At 63.5% G+C, this 22121-nt stretch carries 23 protein-coding genes; 7 read left to right on the top strand and 16 right to left on the bottom strand.

What is annotated here, in order from left to right:
* Positions 1 to 13: 13 nt before the first annotated feature.
* The 14 genes from flgH to motA all read right to left on the bottom strand — a co-directional run bounded on the left by flgH (position 14) and on the right by motA (position 9944).
* Positions 14 to 709, bottom strand: a complete 696-nt coding sequence (flgH, locus tag QSV46_RS04175; protein ID WP_314946835.1) for a flagellar basal body L-ring protein FlgH — start codon at positions 707 to 709, stop codon at positions 14 to 16.
* Positions 710 to 1483 carry a hypothetical protein gene (locus tag QSV46_RS04170; protein ID WP_314946833.1) on the bottom strand — a complete coding sequence of 258 codons (774 nt, stop codon included), beginning with the start codon at positions 1481 to 1483 and terminating at the stop codon, positions 710 to 712.
* A 67-nt stretch (positions 1484 to 1550) separates the two neighbouring features.
* On the bottom strand, positions 1551 to 2681 hold the full coding sequence (gene flgI, locus QSV46_RS04165; protein WP_314946832.1) for a flagellar basal body P-ring protein FlgI: 1131 nt from the start codon (positions 2679 to 2681) through the stop codon (positions 1551 to 1553).
* Positions 2678 to 3133 (bottom strand): flagellar basal body P-ring formation chaperone FlgA, encoded by a 456-nt coding sequence (flgA, locus tag QSV46_RS04160; RefSeq protein WP_314946830.1) that lies wholly within the window; start codon positions 3131 to 3133, stop codon positions 2678 to 2680. Before flgA ends, flgI begins: the two co-directional genes overlap by 4 nt.
* Positions 3134 to 3167: 34 nt before the next feature.
* The gene (gene flgG / locus QSV46_RS04155; protein ID WP_314946828.1) at positions 3168 to 3956 is read right to left on the bottom strand and encodes a flagellar basal-body rod protein FlgG; all 789 of its coding nucleotides are present in this window, start codon (positions 3954 to 3956) and stop codon (positions 3168 to 3170) included.
* A gap of 17 nt (positions 3957 to 3973) precedes the next feature.
* A complete protein-coding gene (locus QSV46_RS04150) occupies positions 3974 to 4303 on the bottom strand; it encodes a flagellar hook-basal body complex protein FliE (protein WP_314946827.1) in 330 nt (109 codons plus the stop codon).
* 2 nt (positions 4304 to 4305) lie between these two features.
* Positions 4306 to 4722 carry a flagellar basal body rod protein FlgC gene (gene flgC / locus QSV46_RS04145; RefSeq protein ID WP_314946824.1) on the bottom strand — a complete coding sequence of 139 codons (417 nt, stop codon included), beginning with the start codon at positions 4720 to 4722 and terminating at the stop codon, positions 4306 to 4308.
* A gap of 11 nt (positions 4723 to 4733) precedes the next feature.
* Positions 4734 to 5135: a flagellar basal body rod protein FlgB gene (gene flgB, locus QSV46_RS04140; RefSeq protein ID WP_314946823.1), complete on the bottom strand. Its 402-nt coding sequence runs from the start codon at positions 5133 to 5135 to the stop codon at positions 4734 to 4736.
* A gap of 71 nt (positions 5136 to 5206) precedes the next feature.
* Positions 5207 to 6292, bottom strand: a complete 1086-nt coding sequence (flhB, locus tag QSV46_RS04135) for a flagellar biosynthesis protein FlhB (RefSeq protein WP_314946819.1) — start codon at positions 6290 to 6292, stop codon at positions 5207 to 5209.
* A gap of 13 nt (positions 6293 to 6305) precedes the next feature.
* Positions 6306 to 7346 (bottom strand): flagellar motor switch protein FliG, encoded by a 1041-nt coding sequence (locus QSV46_RS04130; protein ID WP_314946816.1) that lies wholly within the window; start codon positions 7344 to 7346, stop codon positions 6306 to 6308.
* Between the two features lie 2 nt (positions 7347 to 7348).
* Complete coding sequence (gene fliN, locus QSV46_RS04125; RefSeq protein WP_314946813.1) at positions 7349 to 7732, bottom strand: flagellar motor switch protein FliN; 384 nt, start codon at positions 7730 to 7732, stop codon at positions 7349 to 7351.
* 76 nt (positions 7733 to 7808) lie between these two features.
* Complete coding sequence (locus tag QSV46_RS04120) at positions 7809 to 8123, bottom strand: hypothetical protein (protein ID WP_314946811.1); 315 nt, start codon at positions 8121 to 8123, stop codon at positions 7809 to 7811.
* Positions 8104 to 9039, bottom strand: coding sequence for a flagellar motor switch protein FliM (locus tag QSV46_RS04115; protein WP_314946808.1), 936 nt, complete (start codon positions 9037 to 9039; stop codon positions 8104 to 8106). Before QSV46_RS04115 ends, QSV46_RS04120 begins: the two co-directional genes overlap by 20 nt.
* Positions 9036 to 9944: a flagellar motor stator protein MotA gene (gene motA, locus QSV46_RS04110; RefSeq protein ID WP_314946806.1), complete on the bottom strand. Its 909-nt coding sequence runs from the start codon at positions 9942 to 9944 to the stop codon at positions 9036 to 9038. Before motA ends, QSV46_RS04115 begins: the two co-directional genes overlap by 4 nt.
* 142 nt (positions 9945 to 10086) lie before the next feature.
* Here motA and QSV46_RS04105 point away from each other — a divergent pair, with 142 nt between their 5' ends.
* From QSV46_RS04105 to QSV46_RS04090, 4 genes are all read left to right on the top strand, one after another.
* Positions 10087 to 10875, top strand: coding sequence for a DUF1217 domain-containing protein (locus tag QSV46_RS04105; protein WP_314946803.1), 789 nt, complete (start codon positions 10087 to 10089; stop codon positions 10873 to 10875).
* A gap of 3 nt (positions 10876 to 10878) precedes the next feature.
* Positions 10879 to 11607: a flagellar basal-body rod protein FlgF gene (gene flgF, locus QSV46_RS04100; RefSeq protein WP_314946800.1), complete on the top strand. Its 729-nt coding sequence runs from the start codon at positions 10879 to 10881 to the stop codon at positions 11605 to 11607.
* 48 nt (positions 11608 to 11655) lie between these two features.
* Complete coding sequence (gene fliI / locus QSV46_RS04095; RefSeq protein WP_314946796.1) at positions 11656 to 12981, top strand: flagellar protein export ATPase FliI; 1326 nt, start codon at positions 11656 to 11658, stop codon at positions 12979 to 12981.
* An 858-nt stretch (positions 12982 to 13839) separates the two neighbouring features.
* Positions 13840 to 14475 (top strand): MarR family winged helix-turn-helix transcriptional regulator, encoded by a 636-nt coding sequence (locus QSV46_RS04090; protein WP_314946793.1) that lies wholly within the window; start codon positions 13840 to 13842, stop codon positions 14473 to 14475.
* A gap of 718 nt (positions 14476 to 15193) precedes the next feature.
* Here the strand turns inward: QSV46_RS04090 and QSV46_RS04085 are convergent.
* The gene (locus QSV46_RS04085; RefSeq protein WP_314946790.1) at positions 15194 to 16777 is read right to left on the bottom strand and encodes a porin; all 1584 of its coding nucleotides are present in this window, start codon (positions 16775 to 16777) and stop codon (positions 15194 to 15196) included.
* A 435-nt stretch (positions 16778 to 17212) separates the two neighbouring features.
* On the opposite strand from QSV46_RS04085, the gene QSV46_RS04080 reads away from it, so the two are divergent.
* Positions 17213 to 17692: a MarR family winged helix-turn-helix transcriptional regulator gene (locus QSV46_RS04080; RefSeq protein ID WP_314946787.1), complete on the top strand. Its 480-nt coding sequence runs from the start codon at positions 17213 to 17215 to the stop codon at positions 17690 to 17692.
* A 181-nt stretch (positions 17693 to 17873) separates the two neighbouring features.
* Here QSV46_RS04080 and QSV46_RS04075 read toward each other — a convergent pair whose 3' ends face one another.
* A complete protein-coding gene (locus QSV46_RS04075) occupies positions 17874 to 18953 on the bottom strand; it encodes an alpha/beta hydrolase (RefSeq protein ID WP_314946784.1) in 1080 nt (359 codons plus the stop codon).
* Positions 18954 to 19714: 761 nt separating this feature from the next.
* Here QSV46_RS04075 and QSV46_RS04070 point away from each other — a divergent pair.
* Positions 19715 to 20779, top strand: coding sequence for a ketopantoate reductase family protein (locus QSV46_RS04070; protein WP_314946782.1), 1065 nt, complete (start codon positions 19715 to 19717; stop codon positions 20777 to 20779).
* A gap of 465 nt (positions 20780 to 21244) precedes the next feature.
* Entirely contained in the window at positions 21245 to 22063 is an 819-nt protein-coding gene (locus QSV46_RS04065; protein ID WP_314946779.1) for a YkgJ family cysteine cluster protein, read from the top strand.
* The last annotated feature ends 58 nt before the right edge of the window (positions 22064 to 22121 follow it).

Genomic DNA, 22121 nt, shown 5'->3' with positions numbered 1-22121 from the left:
GCCGGCGTCGCTCTCAGAATGGTGCCACGGCGTCATAGATCCGATGTCCCCATCCAGGCTGCTGCACGTCAGACAGATTCCCGCGACCCCCGTAGGACACGCGAGCCTCCGCAATCTTCTCGTAGGAGATCGTGTTGGTGCGCGAGATGTCGCGCGGACGCACGATGCCGCCGACATTGAGCACCCGCATCTCCGTGTTGACTTTGAATTCCTGCGAGCCACTGATCATCATATTGCCGTTCGGCAACACGTCGGTGACGATGGCGGCGATCGAGAGCTTGATGTCCTCGGTGCGGTCGATCTGGCCGTTGCCCTTGATCTGGGTATTGGTGCTGAGGTTGGCGTTGGCCGAGCCCGTGTCGCTCCAGCCGGCGACGTCCATCAGCCAGTCCAGCCCGAACTTGATCTGCGAATCGCGCGAGCGGCCGGTCTTGTTGTCGAGCTTGGCCTTGTCCTGCATCGAGATGATCACCGTCACGACGTCGCCGGTGCGCCGGGCGCGGGGATCGCGGTAGAGATCGGTGCCGTCGTCCCAGGTCGAGCGATAGCTGACGGGCGAGCGCAAACGTGGCGTCACCGGAATCGGATCGGCCTGCGTCCGCAGTCCGCTCCCGACCGGCGACAATCGCGGACCGGTCAGGACCTCGGCCGGATCATTGACGCATCCGGCAAGCAACAGCAGCGACAGGATGGTGATCGGATTCTTCATCTATTTGGTCTTTCCGTCATCCACACGGCGCATGCCCCCGAGCAAATCGGCAAGGTGCGCCGCGCGTGCCGTATCCATCTCGTTGAAGATCGCGCTCGAGCTCCTCGGACTGAGCTTGGCGAGCACGGCCGCCGCCGTCTCGTCCGCCATGCCGGCGATCTGGGTTGCGGCAGCGTCCGGCTTCATGCGCGAATAGATCTCGACGACCTGCGCCTCGGCCTTCTTCAGGAAGTCGTCGCGCAGTGCCATCCACTTCTCGTATTCGGCGCGCTTGGCCTCGACCTCGGCGATCCGCTCGCGGAGCTGGGTCTCGGCCTTCTCCAGTTCCTTGAGCTGCCAGGCCAGCCGCGAATCGACGGCCGGATCGGCGACGTTGCTGCAGAACAGGGCGACCTCATTGTCCGCAGGTACGGCGGCCTGTGCAGGTGCGAGGGGCTTCGGCGGCGCCGTGACGCTGCCGGGCTTGGCCGGACGCACGGGCGCGGCGGTGGGCACCGGCGCTGGCTTCTCGGGAGCAGGCACCGCCCCCGTGATGGCGGGTCCTGAATCTTCGGCGGCCCACGCCGTCGCCCGGATCGACACGTTGTCGCCCGGAATGGTCGAGGCCGGCGAATACGGCTTCTGCGATCCAGGCGCACGGGCGCGCGCAAAGGACAACAGGTTGAGTGGCTTCGATGGCCTTGCCTCATCCAGCGCCAGCACGGGCGAAGCGCATCCGAGCGCGGCGGCCGCGACCAGGAGGAGGAGTTTGGCTTTGTGATCCAGCTTCAGCATCGGTCCGCGTGCGATTCTCGGTCGAGACCTCAGCATTGGGCGACCAAGCTTGCACGACGCTTGTGCATCATTGCACGATGACGTCGGCCTGGAGCGCGCCGGCCGTTTTGATCGCCTGGAGGATCGCGATGATGCCCGACGGCTTCAGGCCGATCTGGTTCAGCCCGCGCACCAGGCGCTGAAGATCGACCCCGCTCAGGATCGCCACCTGTGATCCGGCCTCGTTGGCCTCGACCACGGTCTGGGGAACGACGACGGTCTGCCCTCGCGAGAACGGCGCCGGTTGCGACACCACGGGAAGCTCTGTGACACGAACCGTCAGATTGCCGTGCGTCACGGCAACGGTCGAGATCCGCACGTCGCGCCCGATCACCACCGTGCCGGTCCGCTCGTTGATCACCACCCGCGCCGGCGTATCCGGCTCGACCGTCAGTTCGCCGATTTCGGCCAGGAAGCGGACCGGACCGATATGGCGCGGCTTCGACAGGACGATGGTGCGGTAATCGCGCTCGAAGGCGATCTGCGCCCGATAGCGGCCGCCGGCGTAGCGGTTGATCGCATCGAGAATGCGCGTTGCCGTGACGAAATCGGGGTTCTTGAGCTCCAGCACCAGGAATTCCATCTCGCGGAGGCTTCCCTGAACCTCGCGCTCGACCAGCGCGCCGTTCGGGATGCGACCTGCGGTCGGCGTGCCCTGGCTGACGTTCTGCGCCTGGCCTCCCACGCTGTAACCGGCCACGGTGACCGCGCCTTGCGCCACCGCATAGACCGCACCGTCCGCCGCGCGCAGCGACGTCATCACCAGCGTGCCGCCGAGCAGCGAGGTCGCATCGCCGAGCGACGAGACGGTCACGTCCATGCGCTCGCCTGCTCCGATCGAAGGCGCCAGGTCCGCCGTCACCATCACGGCGGCGACGTTGCGCGTGCGCAGCGTCGTCGGTCGCGTGGGATTGTTGGTGCTCGTGGTTTCGTTCCTGACATTGATGCCCATGTTCTCGAGCATCGATTGCAGGGACTGCTCCGTGAACGGCGCATTGCGAAGCGTATCGCCGGTGCCGTTCAGGCCGATGACGAGGCCATAGCCGACGATCTGGTTTTCGCGCAGTCCCTTGATGTCCGCGATGTCCTTGATGCGGACGGCGGCCTGGGCGCCGGCGGCGGAAACGAGCAGGACGAGCGCAAGCAGGAATCGGGTCATGATCCGTCCACGACCTTGACGGTGCCGTCCGCCTGGACGATGCCCCTGATGATCACGCCGGTGTCGGTGTTTCGCACCGGGATGAGCGCCCCGGCCGCGCCCGACTGCATCGCGGCGCCGTAAGTGACGATCGACAGACCGCTGTCTTCGACCACGACCTTGACCATGGCGCCCCGGGCAATGGTCCATGGATCTTCCACCGAATTGGACGGGATCGGCTGGCCCGGCAGCAGCGCGCGCCGCGCCATGCGTCCGACCAGGATCTGGCGTGCTTCGATGAACATGGCGACGCCGAGCACGTTCGGCGCGAAGGCGCGTTCCGTGATCATGTCGTCCCGGATCAGCTCGCCGGCGCGGATCGACACGGCCGGCACCGGAAGCCGCTTCTCCTCCGCCGCGGCGACGCGCGCCGAGACGAGAACCAGCAGCACGGCGGCCAACCCGCGCACCATTAAGCCTACCCTGTTCAACATCGAGACACCGGAACTAGCGCATGCCCTTCGAGACCGTCGAGGCCATTTCATCCGAGGCCTGGATGACCTTGGCATTCATTTCGTAGGCGCGCTGCGCCGAGATCAACTCGGTGATTTCCTTCACCGGATCGACGTTCGAGGCTTCGAGATATTGCTGGTTGATCTTGCCGTAGCCGGCATCGCCCGGCAGTCCGACGACCGGCGTGCCGGACGCGGTGGTCTCGCGATAGAGATTGCTACCGAGCGGCTCAAGACCCGCCTCGTTGGCGAAATTGGCAAGGTTGAGCTGGCCGATCTGGCGCGGGTTGATTTCGGTGTCCAGCTTGGCGAACATCTGTCCGGTCTGGTTGACCGTGACCTGAACCGTTCCCTGCGGCACGGTGATCGCGGGATCCAGCAGATAGCCGTCGATCGTGACGAGCTGGCCGTTGGCATTGGTGTTGAACGAGCCCGCGCGGGTGTACTGCACCTCGTTGTTGGGGCCGAGCACCTGAAACCAGCCGCGGCCGTTGATCGCGAGGTCGTAGGGGTTGCCGGTCTGCGTCAGCGCGCCCTGGATGTGCAACTTCCGTATGGCCGCCGATTTGACGCCGAGGCCGAGATTGGAGCCTTCCGGAATCGGCGAGGAACCGTTGACGTTCGCGACGCCCTGCATGCGGTCCATCTGGTAGAACAGATCGGTGAATTCCGCACGCGCACGCTTGTATGACGTCGAGTTGATGTTGGCGATGTTATTCGCGATGACTTCGATGTTGGTCTGCTGGGCGTTCATGCCCGTAGCCGCAATGGCGAGCGATTTCACTGTGTCATTCCTTCAGGTCAAATCGACATACGAACGACTTCTTGGTAGGCCTGCACGACCTTGTCGCGGACCGCGACCGCCGTCTGCAAGGCCTGCTCGGCCGACATCAGCGCCTCCACGACCTTCCGTGTCGATTCCTTGCCCTGCATCGCCGAGATCGACGCCGCCTCGCCCGTCTTCAGCGTGCCGATCGCGTCCGTCGTCACCTGCTTCATCACCGATTCGAAGCCGACGTCGTCGGTGGACTGGATCGCGGTCGGCGCCGCCGGTGCGATGGCCTGCGCTTCAGTCGCACGGGACGCGGCGTGGCCTGCAGAAATCGCGGTGGATGAAATCGCCTCAAGCATTGTCAGCTCCTCAGCAGATCGATGGTCATGCCCAGCATCGACCTCACCTGTTTCACGACCTGGAGATTGGCTTCATAGGATCGGTTGACTTCGCGCATGTCCGCCATCTCGATCATCATGTTGACGTTCGGCAGCTTGACGTAGCCGGCCTTGTCGGCGGCGGGATGACCCGGGTCGTACTCCACGCGGTACGGCGTGGTGTCGACCCCGATCTCCTTCACTTTCGCAAGCTGCGTGCCAGAGGCGCGGTCCATGGCCGCATCGAAGGTGATGGTCTTGCGCTGATACGGATCGGCACCGGCAGTGCGGCCCGTCGAGGTCGCGTTGGCGAGGTTTTCCGAAACGATACGCATGCGCGTCGACTGCGACTCGAGCCCGGAGCTCGCGACCGTCAATGACGCTTGCAGGGAGTCCAGCATGTCAATTCACCTCAGCTCTTCGCGCTCGACAGCACCATGCGGTGAAACGACCGCACGATTGCCGAGTTCATCGAGTAGTCGCGACTGACGTCGCTGCCCTTGATCATTTCCTGCTCCAGGCTGACGGAGTTGCCGGAGTGAACGACTTCCCAGCTATCCTTCTTCGCGGTCGCCCGCGTGTCGGTCTCGGCCGCGGACAATTGCATGTGCGAGGGCGACGTGGTCGCGAGCCTGACGGGCGTGCCGTCGAGCACCTGGTTGAAAGGCTCGACGTCGCGTGCCCTGAAGCCCGGCGTATTCGCGTTGGCGACATTGGTGGCGATGGTCGACTGGCGGAGTTCGAGATACCGCGCCTGCGACGATGCGAGTTCGAAGAGATAAAGCGGTCCCACGACAGCCCCATGATGTTCCATTGGAGAGAAGCTTAGGGCCGCAAGCTTTCGTCAGGCTGATGCACGAGACGCCATCCTCGCGAATCGGAAATCTACTGAACCTTCTCGGTGTTCGGCGCCTGCTTGGACTGGAGGAAGTAGATGATCTCGGCGACCGGCCGGAAGAACTCCGCCGGGATCGCCTGGTCGACCTGAACCGCCTCGTAGAGCGCGCGCGCCAGCGCCTTGTTCTCGATCACCGGGATCCGGTTCTTCTCGGCTACTTCGCGGATCTTCAGCGCGATCACGTCCATGCCCTTGGCGACCACGAGCGGTGCGGCGCCTTCCTCGCGCTTGTAGCGCAGCGCGATCGCAAAGTGCGTCGGATTCGCGATCACCAGCGTTGCGCGCGAGGCGGAGGCGATCATGCGCTGGCGCGAGCGGTCGCGCGCCAGCGAACGCAGGCGAGCCTTGATCAGCGGATCGCCCTCCGCCTGCTTGTGCTCGTCCTTGATCTCTTGCTTGGTCATGCGCAGCTCGCGCCGCCAGTGGAAGCGCGCCCAGGCCAGATCGATCGCGACCAGGACGATGGTGGCGATGCAGATCGCCGAGACGATCCGCATCGCGATGTTGAGAATCATCTCCGGCAGCGCGACCGGATCGGTATACATCGCCTCGAACGCCTTTGCTTCCGAGGAGCGCAGCACGAAGACGACGACGACCGTCACCGAGACCAGCTTGAACAGCGACTTGGCGAACTCGACGAGACCTTGCGTTCCGAACAACCGGCTCCAGCCGCTGACCGGGGAGATTCGCGACAGGTCCGGCATGATGCGCTGGAGCACGAAGCTGGGCGCGTTCTGCAGCAGCGACGCCGCCAGCCCGAACACCGCCAGGATGACGACCAGCGGCACCAGGAATCGCAGCGCCTCGAGCCCAACCACGGTGAGCAGGTTCTGCGCGTCCGCGCCGTTGCCGAGAGGGAAGCCTTCGGGATCGTCGAGCAGGCTTTTCAGCGTCGGCGTCAATTGCTGCACACCCTGGCCGATCAGGAAGGCCTGGATCACCATCAGCGCGGCCATCGAGGCAAAGATGGAAGCCTCCCGAGAGACCGGGATTTTGCCCTGTTCGAGCGCATCGCGGACTTTCTTCTCGGTCGGCTCTTCTGTCTTGCTCTCCTGATCGGATGTTTCTGCCATGCCCTTTCAGCGGTCAGCGGAAGACCAGCTCATCCTCCTGCTCGGGGTTGAGCTCGATTTCACCCTTCTCCGCGAGGTCGAGTGCGAGGTCGGTGATGACGCGGCGCGCCTCCAGCACGTCGCGCTGGTTCGACGGCTCGCCGATCGCGAGTTCGTGCTCGACCACGCGGCGGACGCGCGAGGCGACCGAGGACAGGATCATTTCGCGGAAGTTCTTGTCGGTTCCCTTCAGCGCGACGACGATGCGATCGGTCGGCACCTGATCGAAGATCATGGTGCGCGCCTTCGGCGTCAGGTGGATCACGTCGTCGAAGGTGAACAGCAGTTCCTTGAGCACTTCGGCCGATTTCGGCCGCTTTTCCGACAGACTCTTCAGCATGTCCTCGATGTGGCCGCGCTCCATCTTGTTGATGATGTCGGCGACGCGGGCATAGGTGTCCGCGCCGAGATTGCGGGCGAAGTTCAGCGTCAGGTCCTCGTGCAGCGTCTTCTCGAGAACCTTCATGGCGTCGTCGACGACCGGCTTGAGGCTGAGCACGCGCCGCATCAGCTCGTTGCGCAGGCTCGAGGGCAACTGGCTCATCACCTTGGCCGCGCAGGACGGCTTGACCTTGGACAGGATCAGCGCCGCGGTTTGCGGATGCTCCTTGGAAAGGTAGGTCGCCAGCGAGTTTTCCGACACCGACGAAACGCGGTCCCACACCGACCGGCTCGAATTGCCGAGCAGGTCCGACATGATCGCCGAGACCTGGTCGGCCGGAAGCACGTCGCCGAGCACCGCTTCCAGGCCACCGATGGTGCCGAGAATGTTGGCGCCCATCGAGAACTGCTGGGCGAACTCCTCGACGATCGATTCGAGTTCCTGCGCGGTGATCGGCCGCAATTCGGCCGCGGCCTTGGTAACGATGCGGATATCCTGCGGCTCGAACTGCGAGAGCACGCTCGCGGCGGCCTGCCGGCCCATGGCCAGCAGGAGTGCCGCGACCTTTTCCGTTCCACCGAGCGTGGCAACGCCTCGCTGCTTGATGGGAGCGATGCCGACCTGTGCCGCCATGGTCAGGTATCACCCTGCCCCAGCGGTCCGACGATCTCCGTGAGCGAGACGCCGAAGCGGGAATTGTCCTCTTCGACGACGACGACCTCGCCGCGCGCAACGACGCGGCCATTGACCACGACGTCGACGGGCTCGCCGACGCGGTGATCCAGCGGAACCACGGCGCCGCGGCCGAGCTTCATCAGGTTCGCGACCGGAATGGTCGCCGAGCCGAGCACCACCTGCATGGTGACGGGAATGCGCAGAATGGCATCGACATTGGCGAACTTGCCGGTCTCCTCCGCGGTGCGCGCTGCGATCTCCGCCAGCCGCTCCAGCGGAGACGCTTCGGTGTGCCCCTCGTCGGGGCCGTGGGTGGCAGAGTCATAGTCGAAGGATTGCGCCATTTGGTATCGCCTCTTGGTATTTCCGCTGCCGGAGCGCCGCAACGTTCCGATCGTATCTGTTCCGCCGATCCCGGTTTCAATGCTTGTTCACGTCAGCACCGCTCGCGGTTGCAGCCGATTGAAGGCCGTTGCGCGCATCGAGTGCCGCGATCGCCTCATGGGCCTGGTCGATCTTCGTGCTCAGCACGTTGGCGAGGCGGCCCAGATTCGCGGTCGAATCATGCGCCGCGGTGATCACCGTATCGAAGGCGCCCGCCGTCTCGTGGACGATGGTCGAGAACTCGCCTTGATAGCTGCGCAGCCGCGCCAGCTCGCGGTGCATCCGGGTCACCCTCATGCTGGTGAACGCCAGCGCGATCAGCAGCACGACATCAACGAGATAGGATATCATCGACGAACTCCCGTTTCTGATCGACGGGATCTGCCACCTGCATGGCGTAATAGCCATCCAGCTGGCCGATCTGACACCAGAACAGCACCTGGTTGTTGCTCTCGAGCCGGGCGAGCGTGCGCGGCGTGGCTTCGAGCTCGAGCACCTGCCCGACCTTGAACTTCACGACGTCGCCGAGCGTCACCATCTTCTCGTCGAGCACCGCGCTCAGCGTGACCTCGGTACGGTGGACCTCGCTCTCCATCTGCTCGCGCCAGCGCGGATCGGACGCACGACCGTCGCTGACGACGACGGTGGCGAGCTTCTGCCTGAGCGGGTTGAGCGCGGAGTGCGGAATGATGAGGAACATCTGGCCGCCGCGGTAGAGCGCCTGCAACATGACGTTCGCGCAGATCGACATGTTGCCGCTCCGCCCGATCGCCAGTGACGCCATCGCCGTCTCGACGCGTTCCACGCGAAAGGTGACATTCGATGTGCCGGCGAAGGAGGATTGCAGCGCCTTGGCGAACCGTTCGAACAGCGCCTGGACCAGGCGGATCTCGATGTTCGAGAAGGTACGTTCGACATCGAGCGGCGGCTCGGCGCCGTCGGAGCCGAACATCGCCTCGACCATGGTGAAGACGAAATCGCGGTCGAGCATGATGATGATGCGCGAATCCCACTGCTCGGCATAGAGCACGGCAGCGACCGCGTTGCCCTCGTAATCCTTGATGATGTCACCGACGCGGTCGTTGGTGATGCCGTTGACCGAGAAATAACACGGCGTTCCGGCCATCGGCTGCAGGCTGTCCGTGCACGATGCCGCCATGCGATCGAAGATCACATTGAGCATCGGCATGCGCTCGATCGATATGCCGGCGGCGTCCAGCAAATAGTTCGGCAGCTGCTTCCGCTGGTCGACGTCTTCCATCATCATGCGCGTGCAGCCTTGGGTGCAGCCTTCGGTTCAGCCTCGGTCGGGACGGCCTTGGGACCTGCGATCGTCTCGTTTTCGACGACATCGATCGATGGCCGCTCGTTGCTCGCGATCATCTTGCGGCCGTGCTCGACGGCGATCTGCGGCATGGCGCCGTTCATGAACGCCAGCAGAGTCTGCTTGACGATGATGTAGGGCCGGCAGCGCTTCTCCCGCGTCATCTTGATCTTCATCGCGAAGGGCGAAAGGACACCGTAGGACAGGAAGATTCCGGCGAAAGTGCCGACGAGCGCCGCGCCGATGTAGCCACCAAGCAGCTTCGGCGACTGGTCGAGCGCGCCCATGGCCTTGATGACGCCGAGCACGGCGGCGACGATGCCGAGCGCCGGCAGCGCCTCCGACACGACCACGATCGAGTTGTAGGGCGCCAGCTTGGCCTTTACGATGGTGTGGATTTCCTCGTCCATCAACGCTTCGATTTCGTGCGTGCGCGCATTGCCCATGATGATGAGGCGGACATAGTCGCAGATGAACTGCAGCAGTGGCGGGTCGCCGAGCACGCTCGGGAAGGCCTTGAAGATTTCGGAGGACGCCGGGTCGTCGATATGGGCCTCGACCTCGTTGCGGCCCTTGCCCCGCAGCTCCCGCATCAGGGAATGGAGCGCCCCGAGCAGGTCGAGATAATAGCGTTCACCCGGCACCGCGCCCGTGAGGGCCTGCATGCACGCCACGCCGGTGTCCACGACCGTTTTCCACGGATTGGCCACGATGAAGGTGCCGACCGCGGTGCCGATGATGATCACGAACTCCCACGGCTGCATGAGCACCGCCAGATGCCCGCCCATGGCGGCAAATCCGCCGAGCAGTGCCGCCACCGTGATGACAATCCCCACGAAACTGCCCAACGCGCCGCTCCATCGCCGATCCCATCGGCAATATCTAGTTGGCGACGCTTGCGCGAAGCTGGCTTCGCGGTCGCCAGCCCCGCGCAAGCATTTCGCGCCAGCTTGGGATGGTGTCGCCAAAGCGGCCAGAGGGGCGCGTGTCATGCTATCCACCATCGCGGACTACACCAGACTGACCAAGGACATGGGCAAGTCGCTGACGCAGGTCGCGACGCAGCCGGATGTCAGCCGCGATACCGATTATTTCCTCCGCCATATCGGCAACGTGAAGACGATCGACGATTTCCTGAAGGACTATCGCCTCTACTCCTACGCGATGAAGGCCTATGGCCTCAGCGACATGACCTACGCCAAGGCGTTCATGCGCAAGGTTCTGACCGAGGGTATCGCGTCCAAGGACACGTTCGCCAACAAGCTGACCGACACCCGCTACCGGCAATTCGCCGCCGCCTTCAATTTTGCCGCTCTCGGCGACAAGGCGACCCAGGCGACCTCGGCCACGACCGGCACGGCGACCGAATACGTCACGCAGACGATGGAGGAAAAGGCCGGCGACCAGAACGAGGGCCTGCGGCTGGCGCTCTATTTCACCCGCAAGGCCTCCACCGTCACCACCGCCTACCAGATCCTCGCCGACAAGGCCCTGACTCAGGTGGTCCAGACCGCGCTCGGCCTTCCGGCGACAATCAGCTCGGCCGACATCGACGCCCAGGCCAAGATGATCGCGGACAAGATCGATCTCACCGATTTTCAGGACCCGGCCAAGGTCACCAAATTCGTGCAGCGCTTTGCGGCGATGTGGGATTCGACTCAGGCCCAGAGCGACACCTCGACCAACCCCGCGCTGGTCCTGATCGCCGGCGCGTCGACGTCGGCCAGCATGGACACCGACATGCTCTCGAAGCTTCAGAACATCCGGTTCAACAGGTAAATCATGCAATCGGCTCTCTATGTGGGATTGTCGGCTCAGGTCGCCCTCGAAAAGCGGCTCCAGACGATCGCCAACAACGTCGCCAACGTCAACACGGCGGCATTCCGCACCGACGTCGTGAAATTCGAGACCGTGCTGTCCAAGGCCGGCGCGAACCCGGTCGCGTTCTCCTCGCCCGGTGACAACATCATCTCGCGCGAGATGGGCAGCATCACCGAGAGCGGCAACCCGCTCGACGTCGCCGTGGTCGGACAGGGCTGGATCGCCTTCGCCGGCCCGAACGGCACGGTCTATACGCGTGACGGCCGCCTCCAGATCGCTTCCAACGGCGATCTTCAGACGGTGTCCGGCTTCCCCGTCATCGATGCCGGCGGCGCCCAGATCACGCTCGACCCGAACGGCGGACCGGTCTCGATCGCGCGCAGCGGCGCGATCACCCAGGACAACAACGAGATCGGCTCCATCGGCCTGTTCAACGTTCCCGCAGACGCCAATCTCGACCGCTACGGCAATTCCGGCGTCACGCCGGACCGGCCCGCGACCGCCATCGCCGATTTCTCCCGCGACGGCTTCAAGCAGGGCTATGTCGAGGGCTCCGGCGCCAATCCGATGATGGAATTGACGAAGCTGATCGCGGCCTCACGCGCCTTCGAGGGCACCAATTCGATGATCGAGGGCACCGAGAGCTCGCTCCAGAACGCAATCCGGACGCTGGGCGAGCCGGGCAAATAGACTTGCAAGTAGACTGCGCTTCGCGCGCATTGAAGGTGGACGGTTTCCTTGAACGCTCTTCGGCAACTCGAGTGGGCGCTGCTGGAGCTTCAGCAGAGCACTCCCTTGGCCAGCGTCAGCGGCGCGATCTCCGAGATCGCACCGACGCATTTCCGCGTCTCCGGCCTGTCGCGCTTCGTCAGGCTTGGCGAGCTGATCGGCGTCAATTCCGGCGGCAAGCCCCAGATCGGCGAGGTGGTGCGGATCGACAGCGAGGGCATCATCGCCAAGCCGTTTGACCGGCAGTTCGCCGGCGGCCTCGGCTCGGTCGCCTACCGGATGCCGCCATTGTCCTTTGCGCCGGATCCGAGCTGGAAGGGCCGCGTCATCAACGCGCTCGGCGCGCCGCTGGACGGACAGGGTCCCCTCACCCCGGGATCGCGCGCCGTCTCGGCGGAAGCCGAGGCGCCGGCGGCCATGAAGCGCGCGCGCGTCCACAAGCCGTTGCGTACCGGCGTGCGCGTCATCGACCTGTTCGCCCCGATCTGCGCCGGCCAGCGCGTCGGCATCTTTGCCGGCTCCGGCGTCGGCAAGTCGACGCTGCTTGCGATGCTGGCCCGCAGCCAGGGCTTTGACACCGTCGTGCTGGCGTTGGTCGGCGAACGCGGCCGCGAGGTGCGCGAATTCATCGAGGACGTGCTCGGCGCCAACCGCAACCGGGCCATCACCATCGTATCGACGGGAGATGAAAGCCCGATGATGCGGCGGCTGGCACCGAAGACCGCCATGGCGGTCGCCGAATATTTCCGCGACCGGGGCGAATCGGTGCTGCTGGTGGTCGATTCGATCACCCGTTTCGCCCACGCCGCCCGCGAGGTCGCCCTTGCCGCCGGCGAGCCCGCGGTCGCGCGCGGCTACGCGCCGACGGTCTTCACCGACCTGCCCCGCCTCCTGGAGCGCGCCGGCCCCGGCGAGGAGGGATCCGGGACGATCACCGGCATTTTCTCCGTGCTGGTCGACGGCGACGACCACAACGAGCCGATCGCCGACACCATCCGCAGCACCCTCGACGGCCACATTGTGCTCTCCAGGCACATCGCCGACCAGGCGCGCTATCCCGCCGTTGACGTTCTGGCCTCGGTCTCCCGCCTCGCCCACAACGTCTGGGACCCCGAGGAACGGGAACTGGTGAGCAAGCTGCGCACCATGATCGCCAAGTACGAGGACACGCGCGACCTTCGCCTGATGGGCGGATATCAGTCGGGACGTGATTCGGGCCTCGATCAGGCCGTCGACATGGTCCCGCGGATCTACAACGCGATGCGGCAGGACACGTCGGCTGCACCAAGCGCCGATCCATTCCGCGAGCTGCGAGACATGCTCAAGGGCGAGTAGTCAGCCGAGGCGGAACGCGGTTGGCGCCAGCGCCATCGCCGCCCTGCTCATTATTGTGACAGTCGATCATGCATGCCGCCACGCGTCAGGCGCATGCGCATCCGTTGCGGACACCGTTTCGGTCGAGCGCGCGCATCCATCGCTCGGCGGAGAATCGCGCCGGCGGGGCGAAAGCGATACGGCGGATGCATTTCGCCGTCATCGCCACGGCAACCGCCACGTGTAATCCCTACGAGTTCCCTTGGCGATTCCCTGACGGAACGCACAAGTTGTGGATGACGCTCCGCCGTGCGTCACTGCCATGCACAAGCTTCGATCAACTTGCATCAACGGCGGACAGCAACATGTCTTGCAATCAAACATCGCATATTTGTGTGTAAGTACCTTGTTACACTGCGTATTGCGATCACCATCATGTGTCCTGATGAGAGAGATTGTCTTGAACATTACAATCGCTTCGAACGACATCCAGTCTGCATGAACGTCTCTACTTGATTTTGTTGAGAAGCTCATTCATCGTTTCAATGGAAGATAAGAAACGTCTGCGTGTGACTTGAACTTCAGGGGCTACGGTTGAACATTTCCGATCCATCGTCCGGCTGTGACGGCAACTCGGGCTTTCGTTCGACGACGCCACGATTGGCCTGCCATTATCGACACCGCTTCTTGCGCGGTACCTCGCGGTGCCCATCTGTCCAAGTCGGGGGCCGAGCAGCCCGTGCTTTCGCGCGAGAGACGGGCATGGCGTACGCGCCGCACGCGGCATGTGATACGGCATCTCGCGAAGGATTCGCGCACACCGATGGAAGGCGACTTCGGGGCGCCGCAGACGTGATACCCGGAGTAAGGTAGGAATTCATGCCGTTGGCACGCGAGGCGGTCGAGCTGCTGGTTCAGGCGGCCAGAGCCTGGTATTTCGAGGGCAATCAGCACGGGTTGCGTGACCGGGAATGGATGGCGCTGCGCTTTCTCGGCCGCGCCAACAGGTTTTCGCGCACGCCCTCTGCGCTCGCAGGCTTCATCGGCGCGACCAGAGCCACTGCATCGCAGATCGTGAAGACGCTGGAGAGCAAGTCACTCCTGGTGCGAAAGCCCTCGCACGAAGACAAGCGGTCCGTCGTGCTCCATGTCACCGCGCAAGGCGAGAAATACCTGAGCCAGCACGACCCGATCAATCACGTGGTGAATGCGGTGACGTCGCTCGGCACCGACGAGTGCGTCAGGCTGCGCGACTCGCTCCGCGGCATCCTCAATCATCTCGACGCCGCCCATCAGCGGCTCGACGCCAGCATCTGCCGCGATTGCATGTTTCTCGCCGAACGCAGTCCCGTCATGGGCAAGGGACGCGCGAACGCCGAATTCATGTGCCGGCTGTATCGCGCACCGGTTTCCCTCGACGAGACCGAGCTGCTCTGCACCAGTTTCGAGCGCACCCGCGATCGCCCGAAGATCGAGGAGCATTTAGACCGCGCGCGCGTGGCGAGCCAGGGCTGAGACGCGCACGCGAGCGAAGCGACTTGTCCGCCGAATTCTCGGCGAAGCGGAAGCGATCCAGGATCCCTCCGCGGAAATGACTCTGGATTGCTATGTCGCAAGGGCTCCTCGCAATGACGGAGCAAGGCGAACCATCCCGTCCCAACTCGCATCTCGCCGAAGCCCGCAGGACAGGTAGACACGGCTTCGCGTCCTCGCGGCGCAATTCGCCCGGGCTCTGCTTCATCTCTCACCCTTGTGCCGGCGGCACCCGCGGTCCGCTGTGCGAACAGCACACTCAGGAAGAATCGCACAGCAGCATGCAGGTGAAGCCCAACACACGGCCTTCCCTGCGCAGTGGTTGGGCGGCTGATGCCGCGTCCACCGCAAGCCCGGCTCGCGACGGTGACGACACAAGATCACCCTCCTGATGAGCCGGGATAGGCGGCACATACGCTGCTTCCGAAATTCGGAAACTCGGAATATTTTGGTGCAATGGGATTGACAGCCGGGCGACACGGCACGGTCCGGTAGCCCGGATGGAGCGCAGCGCAATCCGGGATCTTGCCACAAGCGACGGCGGCCGGGATTCGCTGAGCCTGCCATCGGGCCGCGTTTCGCGCCGCCCGCTGCTCCATCCGGGCTCGGGATCGCAGCGGTCTGCGCCGACAACGGGCCGCGAAACGAAAAACACCCGGCGGTTTCCCGCCGGGTGTTCGTTCACGTGTTTTGACAGATCTTACCAGTTGCGCTGAGCGCGGAGGATCATGGCGATCGAGTCCTGATCCTTCAGCTGGTAGACCGCGGTCGGCTTGGCGGTCGTGGCCGACGGGGAGATGCCAACCGTTCCAGAGTACTTCTGGTCGAGGTGGGTCCAGGACACGTCAGCCGAGAACGTCAGGTTCTTGACCGGAGTCCAGCGGGTGACCAGACCGAGCTGGGCGATCGCGAAGTCCGGGTTGCAACCCGTCACACCCGCCAGGCCACCGAACACGCCGCCAGCACCGCCAGCGCCGCAGAGGGTGGTCTTGGCCAGCGTGCCGAACTGGGCCTGAGCGTAGGCACCGTAGAGTGCCGAGTTCCAGTTGGGATCCCAGTTATGGGTGTAAGCACCGCGGAAGCCCCAGGTCTTGACGGTTTCCTGCGAGCTGCCGGTCACGAACACCGTGTCGGGAGCGTTGGCGAAGCCGATGCTGCCGTAAGCGCCAGCAACGCCCGAGTTGCCGTACAGAGCGTAGCTGCTGCCCGACAGGTTCTGGAAGTTGTAGCGGGTCGCGCCGTCGGTGTAGACGGCCTGGATGTTGATCGTGTCACCCGCGCCGGTCGGGATGTTCTTGATCGACAGAGCGAGCTGAACCGCCCAACCCCACTTGTCCTCGGGGTGGCCGGTCAGTTCGGTAGCGCCGTAGTAACCGACGTGGTTGTCATGCGCAGCGACCGACGCCTGGAAGAGACCCCAGGCCTGGTCGACGCGCACCTGACCGACGAGGTTCGGCGAACGCGAACCACCGATGGCGTTGGTGCCATACGAGCCGCCGATCATGCCGCCCGCGGTTGCGCCGGTCATGTTGAGGTTGCCGGCCTGATAGTAGGCAGTCGCATCTTCAGCCGAGAACGCCGCCGTGATGCCCTGACCGAAGTCGGCCGTGTACGTGAACTGGGTGACGCCGGTAACGGTGCCGCTGCCGCCGACGAGGTTGTCGGTGATGTTGCCGGGATAGTTGGTCCAGGGCGCGTCGAACTGCGACACGGCCTTACCCATGGTGAAGCCAGCGAACTGGATGAAGGCGTAGTACACGCCGAGCGCACCGGCCGAGGTGTTGCCGTCGGTGCCGTTCACCGAACCGGAGCCGTTCGAACCGACGAGGCCGGTGCCCGCAGCGTTGAGACCGAGCGTACCGCTGTACTGCGTACCGCCCGTTGCCGAACCGGTCGGGGTATAGTTGCCGGTCGTCCAGGTGAAGACGCCGTCGAAGAAGGTGCGGACCACGCCGTACTCGGTCGCGGTGCGGGTGTCGATGTTCAGGTCTTCACGAGCACGGAAGGTGTAGTAGTTCATCATGCGGTTGCGAGCACCGGCAGTACCGCCCTGGTTCGGATTGAAGTCCGAGTTGGTGCCGAGGTTCGCATCAGCGCGCAGGTAACCGCCGAGCTTGATGCAGGTGTCGGTGCCCGGGATGTAGTAGAAACCGGCGCCGTACAGCGAGCAGATCTTCACGTATTCGACGGCCTTGGCCTTCACGGGAAGATCGGCGGCGAACGCCCCGGAGACGGCCATCAGGCCGGCAGCCGAGCCGAGAAAGAGTGTTTTCGTCAACTTCATTAGTAAACCTCCAGGTCGGTTCAGGGGGCTCGGATCCTCGGTGGAGGCCGCTTTACCCTCTCAATTTCCGTTCAATTCAGATCCGTACGGAAGGTGCGGACTGAAACGACAGTGAGGTGCCCCCCCTCCGTCGTGACCTCACATATAGTTTATAAAAACAATGGCCTCAATTTATTGATTTGATTAATCGTCAGTTCCGCCGGAGATGTGACTTGAGGGCAACAGAGGATGCCGAAGCCCGGCATAAACAGATGATGTAAAACGAAAAAGCCCTCAGTGGAACGAGAAGTAATTTAATTAATTGTTTTTTGCAAGCATTAAACGATCCGGCGATTTCCGTTGCACGGTATCCGCGACTATCGTCGATGCGCAATCTCCGAGACGCCTCCCAAATATCCCTTTAAGAATGATCGGAGGGAAACGGGGGGAGGCCACATGATCGAGAAAAAACTCGACAGGGCGATTACGGACTTCATCTGGAATGTCGTCGAGATTTGCTCCCAGCTGGAGGATATCCACACCAGCTGGGCCGGACTGCTGGGCATTACCGAGCCGCAGTGGCTGATTCTGATGGCCATTACCGAACTGGATGAGGGGCGGGGCGTCGCCGGAATCGACATCGCAAACAAGCTGCGAGTCCACCCGGCCTTCGTGACCAACCAGACCAAAAGCCTCGAAAAGGCCGGCTTCCTGTCGCGGCGGCCGGCAGCGGACGACGCGCGCTTCGTCCTGATGTCGCTGACGGCGAAGGCGACGGCGGACATCGAAAAACTGTCCAAGCGAAAGCTGGCCCTGAACTCGACCATGTTCAACGAGCTCGACGAGAAGAGCTTGGCCGATCTGAACGCCGCGCTCGCAACGATCGCCAAGAACGCCCGGCTGGCTGCACGATTGCTGGCTATCGACGTTTCGTGATGCGTTGACGCCGGGCGCGGAATGAGCGGCCGGAGCGAACGTCGCAGCAGGGCTATCGGCTATGAAGAACGACGTTGGCAGCTGGCTCATGGTGAAGAGCCCCGCCGAAGCGGGCGTCTCGAACGATACTGGCTGGGCCCGTTCGGCAGCCTCGCAGCGTCACGTGCGACGACCCGCCCGGCTAGAGATAGGTCACCGGATCGAGCTGACGGGCAGCTCCGAGCTTGCTGTCGAGCCATTCGACGATGAAATCGTCCACAGCGACGAAATTCTCGACCTCACCCAGCGGATGCGGGATGCGGTTCGGGATCACGACCGAGCAATCGGCTCCGGCCTGCCGATAGAAGGCTTGCAGATCGAGAGCATCCTGCTCCCACACCATCGATCGGCTCCCGACGGCCATGAGAAGCGGGCAAGCTATTCGACGCGACGACAGCGGCGACGAAGCTGTCGAAGTCCCATCAACGGCCTGCCCCAAGCCGGTCATCCAGCGAAGTGATGCCCGACGCATGACCGGCGCCAAAAGGCCGCCGTCGCACACCGCGGCAGCTATCCTGCGATCGGACTGCGCAAGGCGGGACGCGTGAATGGCGCCTTCCCCTTCGCCATAGATTGCGATCCGCCGCGAGCAGACATCCGGACGGGCCTCCAGATAGTCCAGCCAGCACTGAAGCATATGCTCGGGCTTGAAGCGGCGGCCAACAGATGAATTGCAGGTCTCAACGAGCAGGAGCGACATGTTCCGGCGAGGTGAGGCCGCGAGCAGCCTGCTCATCATCGAGCCCGGGGTGGTTTCATCATCGCTGACGCAGATCACCGCGGGGGCGGAAGGCCCGTGCCCGCACGCCGGAACAAAGAGGCCGGTCAGCGTCTGATCATAGCAATCAATCTTGACGCGCTCGATCGCCGGACCTGCGTCGTTCTCGAAGCCTCTCAGGCTGATACCGATCCTGTCTTCGAGGTCGCAGTCTTCGACATCTCCCGGACACGACAGGCTGCTCGCGACTTCGAGGGCCGTCAACGCACACAGCCACGCTTCCAGTGCAGTCCGAACGGACCCATTTTCGCGCGCGGATTCGGCGAATGTCCGGTAATCGTCCGCGATTCCAGACCAGTCCGAAATCCACAGACGCCTGTGCGCCGGGCGCACAAGCTCCGCAACGGACAGGCTTTCGAAAAATCGGCCTACACGCTTCCGCAAACGCGCCAGGCTTCGGCCGGCGCCGTCGCACGAGCCGTGGGGCCAATGATCACCTTCCATGTCAGTCCCCGAGCGGCCCGTCAGCGATTGCCTGGACCCCGGTCCAGTGGTATCGGCTTTATCTTCAGCGCAGCACCCCGCACACTCATCCGATGCGATCACAGGCGTGCCTGATCGCATCCATCGAGCTTGCGTCTGCCGATGTTGTTCGCCCTGATGATCGTTCCGTCTTCGCTTCGCGAGGCGACAGGACGGGGCGAAACGGTCTTTATCCCAACCGAACCGGCTTCGATACACATTCCACGCCGGCTCAACTCAATGGTCACGTCTCAGCTCCTTCGCTGATACATATTTGCGCTCGCCACTCTGCCATTTTTGTCGTCCCTGGTTTGTAGTTTTTTGTTGCGAAAGACGACTAAAATTACCTCGTTTGATGACATAACAGGCATCACTGTATCGGCTCCGATTGTGACGCCGCGATACTGCGAAAGATGCGGCGGATTGCCGCCTCATCCATGCCCGATTGACAGAAAAAATCGGTGATGCGAAATCCCGGCGCCGCTCCTCCGCACGCAAGACGCGACGGCGTTGATCGCCTCGCGGCGAGGCTCGACGAGCGGAAATTCTGACAAATCCGAATTTCAGTAGCGCGGAATATTTTTCGATTCGCCGCGTCGAATGCCCGGCAAGATCCCAATAGTCGATCCTTGTATGCATTATCCCAGTTGCCATCCCCGCGCACTTCGCTTTACATGCCGGCAACTCGCTTGCGGATGACGGCCGGGGCAAAAAAATCACACACATTCTCTAAGGGACGGAATATGGCGCGCAACATCCTGATTTTGGGAGCTTCTTACGGCTCCCTGCTGGGCACGAAGCTGCTGATGGCGGGGCATAACGTGACCCTGGTCTGCCGCGCCAAGACTGCCGAACTGATCAACCGCGACGGTACAGAGGTGCGCATCAAGTTGCGCGACGAGGCGGTGCACCGTGCCATCTTCTCGCGCGACCTGCCCGGCAAGCTCGACGCGGTGACGCCCGCCAATGTCGACCTCTCGCGCTACGACATGGTCGGCCTTGCGATGCAGGAGCCGCAATACACCAACCACACGGTCCGCGTTCTCATGGTCAAGATCGCCGCAGCGAAGCTGCCGTGCCTGTCGATCATGAACATGCCACCGCTGCCTTACCTCAAGCGTATCCCCTCGCTCGCCGGCATGGATCTCGAAGAGGCCTACACCAATGCGCAGGTGTGGGAGCGCTTCGAGCCCGGCCTCGTGACGCTGTGCTCGCCCGACCCGCAGGCGTTCCGTCCGCCGGAAGAGGCCGCGAACGTGCTTCATGTCGGCCTGGCCACCAACTTCAAGGCGTCGGTCTTCGCCGACGAGACGCACAACAAGTTGCTGCGCGAGCTCGAAACCGACATCGACGCAGTGACGCTCGACGGCCACGACGTGCCGGTGAAGCTGAAAGTGTTCTCTTCGCTGTTCGTGCCGCTGGCGAAATGGTCGATGCTGCTCACCGGCAACTACCGCTGCATCACGCCGCACGAGCCGCAATCGATCCGCGACGCCGTGCACGGCGATCTCGCGCGCTCGCAGACGATCTACGACCATGTCGACGCCATCGCCCGGCGGCTCGGCGCCGATCCGCAGGACCAGGTGCCGTTCGCAAAATATGCCAAGGCCGCAGAAAGCCTGCTCAAGCCGTCCTCGGCCGCGCGCGCGGTGGCGAGCGGTGCGCCCTTCATCGAGCGCGTCGACCTTCTGGTGAAGCTGATCTCGCATCAGCTCGGCACGCCCAATGCCGAGATCGACCGCACGGTCGAGACCGTGGACTTCAAGCTGAACGAGAAGATCGTGCAGGGCGGATCGGGCGCGCAGTAGCGCGCCGTTTTCCGGCGATGTCAGCGGCTCACGCGCTGGGGAACCTGTTCCCGACGTGGCGCAAACTCAACGGGCGCGTCGCTGATCACGCGATCGTGTCGCCTCCAACCTCCCTTCCACGCAGGCCTGAAAATATCACGTCTGCGTGAGACGGAGGCATGCTGGGCCATGCCTCAAGGGCAGCCCGCGTCAAACCGTGCCGTTTTGCTCGTGAATTGACCGGGGCTCGCGCAATCCCAGCTCGCCGCGCAGACGACGGCCCTCTGGCCTCTCTCGTGCACTCCATCATTTGCGCAAGCGCCGCATGCGCACGCGAGGGGGCGCGCCTTCTTGTCTGGCGAACCGAGAACTGAGAAATATACCTTTCCCAGTCAGGTGTCTCAGACCTGTTTGCCGGTCGCTCTTCCGGTGCAGGTCGCAATACCCGGCCGTGGAAGACCAGACCCAGAAGACCAAGAACAGAAAATGGATCAGGCGATGCTGAGCGTCGTCCGCGCGGTCGAGGCAGGCGCGACGACGATGAAGGGCGTGATCGACGCCACCGGACTGTCCCGTCTCAAGATCGAACGCGCGCTGACGACGCTGGAAAAGCAGAAGCTCCTGGTGCGCGACGGCCAGGGTTTTCGTGCGACCGGCCTGCCGAAGACGGCACCCAACACGCGGCAATGCGGATCGTGCAACGCCTGCTGCGATATTCTGGAGGTGGCGGGTGTCGACAAGCCGGTGAACCAGCTCTGCAAGCACTGGCAAGCCGGCACCGGATGCACGATCTACGAGCGCCGTCCGCAGATGTGCCGGTCCTTCGTTTGCGCCTGGCTGCAAGGCCATCTCGACGACGACTGGTTTCCCGCGAAATCCGGCATCGTGGTGCATTTCAGCCAGGACGCCGTCAATGTGACGGTGGACGACGATTGCCCCGATCGCTGGCGCGAGGAGCCGTATTTCAGCAAGCTCGCCGAATGGTCGCTGAACGGGATCAGGCGAATCAGAAACCGCGGCTACGCGACGCTCGTCGTCTCCGGCGCGGACCGGTTCCTGCTGCTCGGACGCACCGTCGTTCCCGAGCCGACATTGTTCGGAACAGCGTTCCTGCCACTGACTGCCGACACGTTCCGGTTCTGGCGGGCGAAGTCGCAGGAGCATTTGCAGCGGTTGCACGAGCGCATCGCCGAGATCGAACGTATCAGGCAGGAATTCGGCTCCTGCGCGATCCCCGAGAACGCGGACGACGATCCACAAGCGCCCTACCGGCCCGCACTTCTACGGCAATCGAATCACGCCTGAACGCCGCCGTGGGCAACACGGCATGATTCGCACGGTGCCGCTCGACGCGCCGGGGCCG

The organism is Bradyrhizobium cosmicum, from assembly GCF_032290525.1.
Taxonomy (GTDB): Bacteria; Pseudomonadota; Alphaproteobacteria; order Rhizobiales; family Xanthobacteraceae; genus Bradyrhizobium; species Bradyrhizobium cosmicum_A.
Note: the sequence above shows the minus strand (reverse complement) of the source record. Positions and strands in the feature narration are given on the sequence as shown.